Below are 11,898 nucleotides of genomic sequence, written 5' to 3' on the forward strand. Positions count from 1 at the left end.
GCATGGTTTCCAGAGGATAGGGTTTTCTACCGCCGCCGGCCTTGGGGTAGAACGGTTCGATCAGCTCCAGCAGGCCTGCCCAGGGCACCACCTGATCCATTTCGGCGAGGAAGCGCTCTCGGCGGGTCTGCTTGCGCTTGCCGGCGTACTCAAAGTCGGAAAAGCTCATCTGGCTCATGGGCGGCTCGGATCAGGTGTTGCGGGGATTCTCGCATAACTGAAGGCTTGTTCGGAGATTCCTTAGCAGCTCAGCACCTGAGCTGAATGGAGAAATGACCCATGAAGCAGAGTTTCCACTCACATTTTGATCGGGACTTGACCAAGGCCGGCTCGGCGGTACTCGGGGAGGCAGTCCGACGCGGGCTACTTGGGCAACACGAGGCCATGATCCACGACCAGCAATGGGCGCAGTTCTGTGTTTATGCCAGGGACTCTCATGAGGTGGATATCCTGGAATTCGTCAATAAAAAACTTGTGAGGGAGTACGGGGAAGAGCTGTACATCCAGGCATACCAAGGGAACCTTCCGCAGCAAAACGTAATCGCTCTGCTTGAGACTGTACATTCAGTAATGAGCTTCGCAAGTGATGGACGCTGGAAGGGCTCAGCGGCTGATGCTGGTAGCCGGCTTGGCTTTCCAAGCCATGCACGGATTACGGTACCTCGCGGTCTTGACCGAACTAGGTTTGAAGCCGCGATGGTAGATATTCAGACTCTCCACTCAGAGCAGCTAGCAACATTGATCAGATTGGTTCGATACCTCGGCATGTCAATGCTAGACGCTTTTTTCTTCGACGCAGAAGATGCTCATAAAGAAGCCGAGGCGGAAAACATCTTTTATGCGTTCAGCAAAGATAAGCGTGAGCATCGGATCATTAATATTTCTGATCCTGAGCAAATTGTCATTCTGGATAAGGCCGCAGCATTTCAAAAACGACATGGCAGCAGGCGCCCGAAGCCTGCAGCTTGGCGTACATGGAAATCAAAGAACCTACCTGCAGCGCAAGAGCTTTTACTTTCTCACGGACTAAACATTGATGACTGTCGCGCAGCATATGCCTGCGAGCTCTACCAGCGGTCGTCTGGTCACCACGCCCCGATTCTTGGAGGAAAAGCACCCGACGATGAGGATCTGGAGGCTCGGAATGACGTCGCCTACGAGTTAGGGCATTTGCATATTTGGGAAACTGATGCGTACGTCGGTGCCAGGGCCTACATGCGGAAAGAGCCTGCAGGCACCGGGCGCAAAGCCGTCACACAGTAGATTTGGGATTCGATCAAAAGCCCTTAACCTTTAGACCTCAAATCAAAGGAGTAAGGGCATGGATCGTTTTGAGCTGCTTGTATATGCCGTGCTTGCCGTCGTCAGTGCGCTGACCATCGCAGGCGCTATTGGCTACATGGTCGCAGCGCGTCTGGACAAAAAGCGTGGCGACGACTGAGTCTTCAGCGGTACGGCCAGCTACCTGCAGCAAACTGCCCGCTGCCTCTTTTGGCAGCGGGCGCTGATCCAAATCCAACGGCAGGGCACCCTACCGCTGCGATACGCAGTATTTTCCCAAGCCTGTGAGGTCATGGGATGACTTCGGAAGGGCTGCCAGTTTCGGCACCCTAGCGAAAGTGAGCAAAACGCCGAAGCGTTTAGATCAGCTACATGCACGCACGCCATGTGGCGAGCTAGCTTGCCCAACAAGATAAACTCGTGCGCCGACTCGCTGACAACAGCTGACCTTGGGTTTTCAGGAAGTTACCGGAGAGTGTCTAGCGACCTCATCTATCCGGAGCACAAGCATGGAATTTCGTCACCTCGGTAACGGGCAATACTTCCCGCCTATTGCACCAAACGGTCGGGTTTACGCTGTACCTCTTGGGCAGGAAACCCAGGTACAGATTTTCTGCCTGGCCCCAGTATCCCCCCGGCTGATTGGTAAGCCGTGGGCGCAGCGGCGCACCTTGCGCCGGTGCGCGCGCTCACGCCAGTCAGAAGCTGTAGTTGAAACGCCTCATCACATTGCGCGGTGCCGTGAACACCGTACAGACCGGTTTAGCTGTAGTACTGCGAGGCGGCTTACTCAGCAACCGCGGCGGTCACGATGATCTCGACCAGCACATCCGGCGCGCCCATGTCGCACTGGGCGGTGGCGCGCGTGGGGGCGCAACCCGGTGCGGTCCAGGCGTTCCAGACCTCATTCATGCTGTCGAAGTCACGGGCCAGGTCTTTGATCCAGATTTGCGCTGTCAGCACCCGGCTTTTGTCTGAGCCCGCCTTCTCAAGATAAGCTTCAATTTTCGCCAATGTATCGCGTGTTTGGCCGGCGATATCTTGAGTGCGGTCATCGGCGGTCATCCCGCCGACATAAATCACACCATTATAAATAACGACCCGGCTACGGCGCGGGTCAGTTTCGATGCGAACGATATCACTCATATAGGCTCCTGGATTTTAGTATGAAGAACGGGCGAACTAATGTGTAAGTTCGCCCAGTAAAATAGGTTTGATAGGGGCGCGAACGCGGTAGTGGCCGACCTCGTTAGGATCGACGTTGCGCGTTTTCGCGATAATTTCGGTGACGGTTAAACCGCAGAAACGTCCTTGGCATGGCCCCATGCCGCAGCGGCCAAATGCCTTGGTTTGATTCGGCCCATGGCAGCCCAACGCTACATAGCTGCGAATCTGCCCAGCAGTCACTTCCTCGCAGCGGCACACCAGCACGTTATCGTCTGCGGGAATTCTATTTTCCTCCTGGGGGCGATAAAGAACATCCAGGAACTTTCTGATGCTCGTAGCGTTTTCCAACTGCTGAGCCAGTCCGGCCAGTTGATGTCCCAAGCCCTGCAAACTTCCAAGCTGCGCCCCAATTGCCAAGGCCGCCAAGCGTCCCTGTACAGCAGATGCCTTGGCGCCGACGATGCCTCGGCTATCACCGGCGACGTAGATCACGGTGTCGCCCAGGCGTCCATGCTCATCGGTATGCGGCAACCAGCAAAGTTGCTCGGGGCTCCAATAGTGCGCGGCGCCCGTCGAGAGGCTGAGTTGCGCATTCGGGACCACCCCTTGATGCAGTAACACCAGAGAAGACGCGACGGACGTGCGCTGCCCGCGATGTTTGAATTGAATGCCTTGGGCCGCATGGTCCCCCACGATTGCCAGGTCGGTAGCGCCCGAGTAAACCTTGACCCCGTGACGCTTGATCGACGCGAGCAGCTTCATGCCCTTGGCAAGATCACGCCAGCCTTTGAGCGCACCAGCCGCTTCGCGCAACGCCCGGACATAAGCCGACTGTGGTGTGGTGTCCACCAACGCCTTGATCGCCACGCCTGCCCTGAGGTATTGCCAAGCCAAGAGGTAGAGCAGCGGACCGCAACCGGCGAGGACAACGGGCTCGGTAGGCAGTGCACCAGCCCCTTTGAGCATGATCTGACCGGCACCCGCGCCCATTACACCAGGTAACGTCCAGCCTTTGATGGGGAATGGTCGCTCCATGGCGCCGCTGGCCAGTACGACATACTTGCCGACGATGTCTTCATTATGGCCATTGGCGATGTAATTGATTTCCCCCGAAGCGGCCACGTTCCAGACCACCGCACCGGTGATGTGGATAGCACCGCTGGCTTTGAATTCACGAGCAAGGGCTCGGCCTGCGACGTAATCCGCGCCGAGGATGTGTTGTATGGCTTCAGGAGCGGACTCGATCCGCCGATAGATCTGGCCGCCGAGCGCTGGTTGCTCGTCCAGCACGACCACCGTCAACCCCTGGGCGCGTGCCTGGCAGGCTGCGGCCATTCCAGCTGGGCCGGCACCGACGACCACCAGGTCTACCGGGACATTATTCATGGCACCCTCCCATTTCGCCGAGGTCCAGTGCCACAGCGCCGAGTTGACGCTTGATATGCATGCCGTCGCGCACCGGGACCATGCAACTTTGCCGTGCGGGTACGCCGTCGATTTCAACGAGGCATTCAAAGCAAACACCCATCATGCAGTACGGAGCGCGGGAAACATTACCGACGATACTGGAGCGGAAATCACGGGCGCCTTGGGTCAGCAACGCGGCAGCCACACTGATGCCCTCGGCGACGCGCAATTCTTGCCCCTCGAATGTGATTTTTACCGTCCGCCCAGCAGGCGCGTTCGAAACAGAAAAAAGCGGCTTAGTGGTCATGGGTAAAACTCGCGTTGGGGTCTAGGAATCTGTCGCTGTGGAACCCTTCGAAGTTCGGGGGTGAGGGTGTTATGCCCCCGACCCAGGGCCCGATGACGTAGGCGTGGATTGCCGCCAGTGTCACGCCGCTATGACAAATAACGGCATAGGCCCCTGGGCACGTCGTCGAACTCTGGTACACCGGGTAGCCGTCGGGGGTTAAAGGCCGAATGGCGCCCCATGCTCGAACGAGCCTCACATCCTTGAGGGCGGGAAACGTATCTACAGCCCGTTCGGCGAGCCAGCTGATCTTGTCAGGTGTCGTGCGATCATCCAGACCGACATCTTCTGAAGTCGAGCCGATCTGCACCGACCCTTCCTTGGTCTGCCGCGCCTTGTTCGTCGGGTAGGGGATAAACGGCTTGAGCCGCTCGGTGATCAGCACTTGCCCGCGCGTCGGGCGGGTTGGGGCATGCAACCCCACTTGCGATGCCAACTCGGAGATCCCGATACCGGCGGCGAGTACGAGCCTGTCGCTGTTCCAGGATTGGCCATCCCGGGAACGCGCCGTGAATTTACCGGTACCGGGGTCCTGCGAGACCGCAACAACGTCAACGCCAGAAATGATATCTGCCCCCTTCATTTTCAGACCCGCATGCAGTGCCCTGAGCAGCATCAAGGGGTTGGCGTGGCCATCATGAGTACCGAAGCTTCCGCCGACGACCTTGGGGCCTAGCCCAGGCAAATGCTGCCTCAGCTCTGCAGGGCCCATCATTTGATAGGGGATATCACCCACTGCTTTGTTGATTTTCTCAAGCAAGTCCGCCCGCGCTTGTACCTCTTTTTCGCTGAACCCAAGCCAGAAGCCGCCCGTTTGCTCAAGCCCCGTATCGACACCCGTCAGGCTGAGCAACTCCCGGTGCAGTTCCGGCCACTGTCTTACGGCATCGCGCGTCCATTGCGCATAGCGGGGCATCCCACCACCTTTGCTCGATAACCAGACCAGGCCAAAATTTCCCCGAGAGGCGCGTAATGCGGCATCCCCTTGGTCGAGGACGGTGACCTTAAGGCCCCTGCGCGCGGCACCGTAGCCAATTGCCGCGCCGACGAGTCCACCGCCCACTACGATCATGTGTTCTTTGCTCATACTTCACCTCCGCAACTGTGCGGCAGCTCTTGAAAAAAGGGCGAGCGGCTCCTCGCTGCCAAAGTCTTTGGAAGCGAAAAGTGCACCTGGGCCTATTTTTTACCGATTAATACTTTGTCCAAACCGACAATACGGTCTAGCAAAAACATGAGGATCATCGTTCCCACAATCATTACCGTGGAAACCGAAGTCGTCACCGGGTCGGTCATCAATGCGATCCGTTCATACAGGGCAACCGGAAGTGTCGTAGTACCCGGGGTGGAGACGAATATCGTCATGGTGACTTCATCGAAACTTTGAATGAAGGCCAATAACCAACCGCCGGCCACGCCTGGGAGAATCAAGGGAAACAACACTTTCCAAAAGGACACATATTTAGAGGCGCCGAGTGAGCGTGCCGCCAGTTCCGCATCGCGATCAATCCCGATGACAGCCGCCAGGGTAAGCCGCAGTGAGTAAGGCGTGACGATCAATGCATGCACCAATAACAGCCCGATGAACGAACCCGAAATCCCCGCCACTGAAAAGAACCTGAGAAACGCTACACCAAGCACGACATGAGGAATCATCAAGGGGGAGAGAATCAATGATGTAAGTGCTTCGCGTCCGGCGAAACGGTATTTGGCAATAGCTATCGCGGCGGGTACCGCGACAATGGACGCAATCGTCGCCGCGCCAAGCCCCAGCCACACCGAGAGCCAAAACGCATTGATCAACTCCGGGGCGTCCCAAATGGCTTTGTACCACCGCCACGAGGCGCCGTCGAAAGGCATCGATATATAGCCCTTGTCTGAGAAAGAGACCAATACAATGATCAACAGCGGCGCCACAATGAAACTGACGAACAGTGTGTGGAAGAGTATTGCAAAGGGTCCGTTACTTTCCAGGCTGCGATCACTCATACGAACACCTGCTTGAATTTTCGCTCGATCAATCGATTGCTGCCGATCACCACGAAGACAATGGCAATAAGCAAGAGCACCGCAATGGAAGCGCCCAATGGCCAGTTCATCGTGGAGAGAAATTCATCGTAGATCGCCGTGGTGACGACTTTGACGCCGCGACCGCCGATCATCGCCGGCGTGGCGAAGGCCGAGGCAGACAAGGTAAAGACGATGATCCCGCCAGACAAAATACCCGGCATCAGCTGCGGCAGCACAACGCGCCTGAAGGTGGTCACCGGGCCGGCCCCGAGGGAGCGGGCCGCATGGGCAATCTGGCCATCGACTTTTTGCAGCGTGCTCCATACCGAGATCACCATGAAAGGCATCATCACATGGGTCAGGGCAATCACTACCCCGGTCAGGGTAAACATGAGCTGTAGTGGCTGGTCGATCAGACCGAGTGCCATCAGCGCTGAGTTGATAAAACCTTCACGTCCCAACAACAGCGACCATCCCAACGTCCGTACCACCACGGAAATGAGTAACGGGCCGAGTATCACGACGAAAAAGCCACCTTGCCATGCGGGCCGCATGCGCGAAAGGATCAGCGTTTCAGGAACGCCAATGGCAATGCAGACGGCGGTGACGCCCAGTGACATCAAAGCGGTACGGGCAAACAGCTCGTAATAGAAACTGTCGCTGAGTACCTCCAGGTAACTGGCCAAGGTATAACTGTTTTGAGTGCCACTCATGGCGTCGAACACATTGAATGAAAGCATGCCAGTCAATGCGATGGGTACGACGAGCAACCCTAGAAACAACAGGAGCGCGGGCAGCGAGAGTACCCACTGAGCACCATTGGCGCGGTAGGTAGTGTCAGCCATGGGCGGCCTCCGCGGATACGACCTGCAGGTCGCCGTCGCCCCAACCGATGCCGACCGTTTCGCCTTCTTGAGGCTGGCGCTCGCCATTGTTCGGTGCTGTCATCTTCAACGCGCCCAAGGCGCTTTCGATTTCGTAATACCACAGGCCACCGAGGAACAAACGTGATGCAATACGCCCCTCGGCTTTCCCAACGCCGGGCGGGGTGAAGCGGATGCGCTCAGGCCGGATGAACAGCATGGCGTCGTCGCCCACCTTGAGCTGCTGCCGGTTCGCGGGCACGACGATGCCGTCCAGGTGGACCAATGCCTGTCCCTGGGAGATGGACTTCACCTTGCCCATGAGAATATTGGTCTGACCCAGGAAGCGCATGGCGAAGCTGGAGGTGGGCTGGTCGTAGACATCTTGAGGCTTACCCAGCTCTGCGATGCAACCGTCGGCCATCACAGCGATTCGGTCGCTCATTGTCATGGCTTCGACTTGGTCATGGGTGACCAAGATAGTAGTAATGCCGAGCCGGCGCTGGAGCGCCCGGAGCTCAACATGCATTTCACCCCTGAGCTTAGCGTCGAGGTTCGACATAGGCTCATCGAGCAGCAAGACACTCGGACGGATCGTCAAAACCCGTGCGATAGCGACACGCTGCCGTTGGCCACCGGACAACTCCCGTGGATAACGCGCCCCGAGCCCCGACAGACGGACCATCGCGAGCGCTTCTTCGACACGCGTCGCCAGCTCTTGTTTAGGCACTTTGCGCATCTGCAACCCGAAGCCGACGTTTTCGGCAACGGTCATATGCGGGAACAGTGCATAGCTTTGGAATACGATGCCCATGTCACGTTTTTCAGGCAGCATGCTGGTGATGTCGTTGCCACCGAGATGGACAGAACCCGTGGTAGGGGAAATAAATCCCGCGACCATCTGAAGTGTCGTCGTTTTTCCGCATCCCGAGCCACCCAGCAGCGAGATGAACTCACCGCTCTTAACCTCTAGGTCCAAGTTGCGCACAGCGGTAAAGCCGCCCGAATAGGTTTTCGAGAGCCCTCGGATAATCAAATTACTCATGGCCAATACTCACTATTATTATCATCGTCGAGAAAAGCGCTCACTCAACGGTACGGCTCCACTGTTTTGTCCATTCAGCACGTTTACGGTTAACGGTGTCCCAGTCTATCGGCACCAGCTGCGCAAGCTTCTCTTCGCCATAAGGGACCTCTTCGGCCAAACCCTCTTCGAGCTTGGCTTGCCGGTTGACGGGGCCGAAGCCCTCGGTGGCGAACTTGGCCTGCACACTGGGAGACGCCAGGTATTGAATCAGCGCTTGAGATTTTTCTGCGAGCTTATTCCCGGAAACTACACAGGCCGAAGCAATAATGGCGGGTGTGCCTTCTTTTGGATAAACAAACTCGATAGGAAAGCCTGTTTTTTTCAACGCCACGGCACGGTTGCTACCCCAGACAGCAATATCGATATCGTTGCTCTGGAACATCTGCGCTAATTGGGCATTCGAAGAGGTCCACGCCAATACATTGGGCGCGACATTTTCACGAACGGCTTTGAAGCCTGGGTCCATATCATGCTCACCGCCACCGTTGATGCGGGAGAACATGATCAAGGTATTTAGGCCGAACGTACCGGAGATAGGGTTGGAGGCGACGCGCTTGGCATATTTGGGGTCCGCGATGTCGGACCACGATGTGGGCGCCGCCCAACCATTCTTGGCGAAGACTGCTTTATTGTAGGCAATGCCCGTCGCCACCAGCCCGATACCGACCGCCTTACCCTTAAAGTTCGAGGCTGCGGCGATATCGTAGATGTCCTGATACACCGGCGACTGCGCCAAGTTATCGCACAGGCCAAATTGCACGGCGTAATGCATGGGGCCGTCGTCAAACAAGGCAACGTTGATTTGCTGACTGGCTCGCTGCGCTTGCAATTTGGCAAGGTTTTCACTCGAGCTGCCCGGCACATAAACGACGTTGACATCATGCTTGGCTTCGAACTCGGGAAGGATGACCGTTTCAAAGGTCTTTTGAAAGTCGCCGGAATACCCTGCGAAATAGAGCGTGTCTTGCGCATACGCGCCGCTGCTAAGCGTAATGGCGCTGGCCAATGCAAAGGTGTTGATTTTTTTCATGTCAGCTTCCCCTCCTCACGCGAGTTAACGAGGCAGTGGTCCGCCTCTGTTTTGACTCAATTGGGTAACATCAGTCGGCAGAAGCCCAGCTTCAATGCACGGACTATAATTGTTGTCTTCCAGGAGACGCTTAGCGCCCCAGTTCCGGCTGAACACAACGTTAAGGGGAGCAGCGGTGGACAAGCAAATAGAATATCGCCTTGGCCTATGCACTGGTGATATACCCCCCCTCCCGGGAGCAATCCCTACGCCGGCGCTTTACACCCGAGGCTCTCGAGTTCGCGGGCCAGCACGTCTTTGACGGTCGTCACGAAGTCTGAAATCAACCGATCGTTCGCGCGCTCTTTGGGGTAGATGATGTACCCCTGATGTTTTACGGTGGGCAGAAAAGGCCGCGTCACCATGCCCGAATGGCGGTAATCCAATGAGGCGAGCGGGTTCACGATCGATAGGCCTAGCCCCTGCATGACCAGCGAACAGGTGATTGAACTGTAAGAGGTCTCTAGGCGAATGTGCCGGTCAATACCGGCGTTTTCAAAATGGGTGTCGACCAGTGAGTAGCCATGTTCGGTGCGGGGCAGCGAGATGAAAGGCTCATTCGCCAGGTCCTGGGGGGTTATCACGTCCTTGCGTGCGAGCCGATGGTCTGCAGGCATCACGCAGACGGCGTCTACCTCATACAGGTGCTCATAGGCCAGGCCATAGTTGTTATTGACCTGGGAGACCAAGCCGACATCACAGGTTTGATCTTCAACCCAGCGTGCCACTGTCGTTGCGTGGCCGGTATGGATGGACACGCTGACTTCGGGCAGATTTTGACAAAACTGCTGCATCACCCTGGGCACCAGGCCCAGCGCAAGCATCTGTACTGCGGCGACCGTCAGCGCGCCACCGCTGAACCGCTTGATCCGCTTGGCGGCTTCGTCCAGATGGTGCAGCCCCGCAAAGCTTCGTTGTACCTCCTTGAAGAAGGACCGGGCGTCACTGGTGGGCACCAGTCGCCCTGGCAATCGCTCGAAAAGTTTCAAGCCGGTTTTTTGTTCAAGCAGCGCAATCGCTCTGCTCACATTAGGTTGTGAGGTGTGCAGCGTCTGCGCGGCCGCAGTGGTTGAGCCCGACAACATGACGGCCCTGAACGCCTCAATTTCAGAGAACCTCATCATGGAAAAGTCTCCAATATCGCTTTCTCCACAGCGCCAATATTCAGCTTGCCGGTATGCCGAATCAGTGTTTCAGCCTCTCTCAAAGCAATCACCCCCAATGCAGGACTCGCGCAGCGCTGCGTTAAACGCTTAATGTACCCCAGGTCCATCATCACACGGCGACGGGATGCTCCTTCGCTGCGCCAGGCTCGACGATGGCGGCGCTCAGTCTTGCAGCAACCCTGCGCGTCGGCGATTCGTCGTAATTATCACCTGTTAGTCGCAGCTTACGCCTGTGGTCTTCCTCGGCGCCAAACGCGGCCTCAATCATGATGAGGTGCGCCATCACTTCATCGATGCCGTCAGAAAGAAACGCACGGACCAGGAAGTGTTCGACAGGAGTTGAGAAAAGCTCCGACGCTTGGGGGCTAGCTACACGCAGCAGCTCCCACCTGGCTTCCAGTGCCTGCCGCACATCCTCGGCGGTTGCCCAAGTTCGCAGCCACATAGGGCGTTCGGCTTCCTCCCACTCGTCGTGGTCCACTTGGAAGGAGCACGGCTCCCACGTCAGCCGCTCAGGGTGGGGCGGCGGGTGCGGGAAAGCGCACAGGTCATCGTCGAGGGTATAGACCCAAGGCAGCCGGAAACCCCGCCAGTCCACTTCGGTCATCTCGGCCCAGTCTTCCCATGGCGCCAGTAGCAGGAAAAACAGTGCACGTTCTACCGCAGCGGGGAAGCGCCCGCTGTGGGGAACAATCTCGCCCAGATCCTTTCCGATGGGGAAATCCAGCCAGGAGAACTGGCGATTGCCCGATTCGCTGCGAACAGATACGTCCTCCTCTACGACCATCCAATGAAACTGGGACAGGCGCTGAGCGTCCAGCTGCATGTCTGGATAGCAGCGCTCTAAGCGGGGCGCATTGAACAAAACCTCAAGTTCGGTATCGGCGAATCGACCCATCCGGGCATTGCCAAACTGGAAGGACGGGAGCTCATCGGCCATATCGAGCGGGCAGAGGTAACGCCGCTTAGTGGTGGTACGTTGAAACTCATGAGCCAACAGGCCAGCCACCTTAGCCATGTCTGGCATGGACTGGTTAGACAGATGAGGGGTGCTGCATGGCAGCCCCAGCGACCTAAGCGCATTGCCGATGGAGACCTCCAGCCCGAAGGTGGATTTTCCGCTGTAGTAGCGTTTGGTGAGCAACTCCTTCAGTGCGACGAACTCGCGGCTGCTCCAGAGATTCTGCGAGCCAGGTGGCGGGATGTCCCACAGCGCTTGAAGGGCAGCGACAAGAGATTTATCTGCGGACATGAGTGGCTCGACCCTCCCTGGAATATCTGTTCAAATGGTCCCTGATGGAGATTACTGAATCGCCCCTGGTTTCCTAGACACTCTCCAAGCTCAGGAAATAGCGTTTCTCATACTCTATTGGAAACAGCTGCATAGCACTGCTGTGTCGGCGTTTAGGGTTATAGAACATTTCGATGTAATCGAAAATATCACTTCGGGCTTCTTCACGGGTTGTGTAGATCTTTCGTCGGATGCGCTCCCGCTTCAAAAG

The 11,898-nt window shown here is 56.9% G+C and carries 12 protein-coding genes and 1 pseudogene; 1 reads left to right on the forward strand and 12 read right to left on the reverse strand.

Annotated features, from left to right (window positions below; translation table 11 throughout):
- Positions 1-178 (reverse strand): annotated as a pseudogene (locus WM94_RS29720) (IS5/IS1182 family transposase); the annotation flags it as partial.
- A gap of 101 nt (positions 179-279) precedes the next feature.
- Between WM94_RS29720 and WM94_RS23960 the strand changes: the two are divergent.
- Positions 280-1,263, forward strand: coding sequence for a hypothetical protein (locus WM94_RS23960; RefSeq protein WP_054904418.1), 984 nt, complete (start codon positions 280-282; stop codon positions 1,261-1,263).
- Positions 1,264-2,067: 804 nt separating this feature from the next.
- On the opposite strand, the gene WM94_RS23965 is transcribed toward WM94_RS23960, so the two are convergent.
- The 11 genes from WM94_RS23965 to WM94_RS29730 form a co-directional block, all read right to left on the reverse strand.
- Entirely contained in the window at positions 2,068-2,427 is a 360-nt protein-coding gene (locus WM94_RS23965) for a RidA family protein (protein WP_009681604.1), read from the reverse strand.
- Positions 2,428-2,463: 36 nt separating this feature from the next.
- Complete coding sequence (locus WM94_RS23970; protein WP_009681605.1) at positions 2,464-3,834, reverse strand: FAD-dependent oxidoreductase; 1,371 nt, start codon at positions 3,832-3,834, stop codon at positions 2,464-2,466.
- Positions 3,827-4,162: a (2Fe-2S)-binding protein gene (locus WM94_RS23975; RefSeq protein WP_009681606.1), complete on the reverse strand. Its 336-nt coding sequence runs from the start codon at positions 4,160-4,162 to the stop codon at positions 3,827-3,829. The genes WM94_RS23970 and WM94_RS23975 overlap by 8 nt, the downstream gene beginning before the upstream one ends.
- On the reverse strand, positions 4,152-5,288 hold the full coding sequence (locus WM94_RS23980) for an FAD-binding oxidoreductase (protein WP_017638571.1): 1,137 nt from the start codon (positions 5,286-5,288) through the stop codon (positions 4,152-4,154). The genes WM94_RS23975 and WM94_RS23980 overlap by 11 nt, the downstream gene beginning before the upstream one ends.
- A gap of 92 nt (positions 5,289-5,380) precedes the next feature.
- Entirely contained in the window at positions 5,381-6,175 is a 795-nt protein-coding gene (locus WM94_RS23985) for an ABC transporter permease (protein WP_197844851.1), read from the reverse strand.
- 11 nt (positions 6,176-6,186) lie between these two features.
- Positions 6,187-7,056 carry an ABC transporter permease gene (locus WM94_RS23990; RefSeq protein ID WP_009681609.1) on the reverse strand — a complete coding sequence of 290 codons (870 nt, stop codon included), beginning with the start codon at positions 7,054-7,056 and terminating at the stop codon, positions 6,187-6,189.
- Positions 7,049-8,119 carry an ABC transporter ATP-binding protein gene (locus WM94_RS23995; protein WP_009681610.1) on the reverse strand — a complete coding sequence of 357 codons (1,071 nt, stop codon included), beginning with the start codon at positions 8,117-8,119 and terminating at the stop codon, positions 7,049-7,051. The genes WM94_RS23990 and WM94_RS23995 overlap by 8 nt, the downstream gene beginning before the upstream one ends.
- A 40-nt stretch (positions 8,120-8,159) precedes the next feature.
- The gene (locus tag WM94_RS24000; RefSeq protein WP_009681611.1) at positions 8,160-9,191 is read right to left on the reverse strand and encodes an ABC transporter substrate-binding protein; all 1,032 of its coding nucleotides are present in this window, start codon (positions 9,189-9,191) and stop codon (positions 8,160-8,162) included.
- 245 nt (positions 9,192-9,436) lie between these two features.
- The gene (locus WM94_RS24005; RefSeq protein ID WP_009681612.1) at positions 9,437-10,354 is read right to left on the reverse strand and encodes a LysR substrate-binding domain-containing protein; all 918 of its coding nucleotides are present in this window, start codon (positions 10,352-10,354) and stop codon (positions 9,437-9,439) included.
- A 151-nt stretch (positions 10,355-10,505) separates the two neighbouring features.
- Positions 10,506-11,648, reverse strand: a complete 1,143-nt coding sequence (locus WM94_RS24010) for a hypothetical protein (protein WP_061552265.1) — start codon at positions 11,646-11,648, stop codon at positions 10,506-10,508.
- Between the two features lie 73 nt (positions 11,649-11,721).
- Positions 11,722-11,898 (reverse strand): IS3 family transposase (locus WM94_RS29730; protein WP_156486000.1); only part of this gene is annotated, 177 nt, incomplete at its 5' end.

This window comes from Pseudomonas sp. ABFPK, from assembly GCF_001586765.1.
Lineage (GTDB): Bacteria > Pseudomonadota > Gammaproteobacteria > Pseudomonadales > Pseudomonadaceae > Aquipseudomonas > Aquipseudomonas asiatica.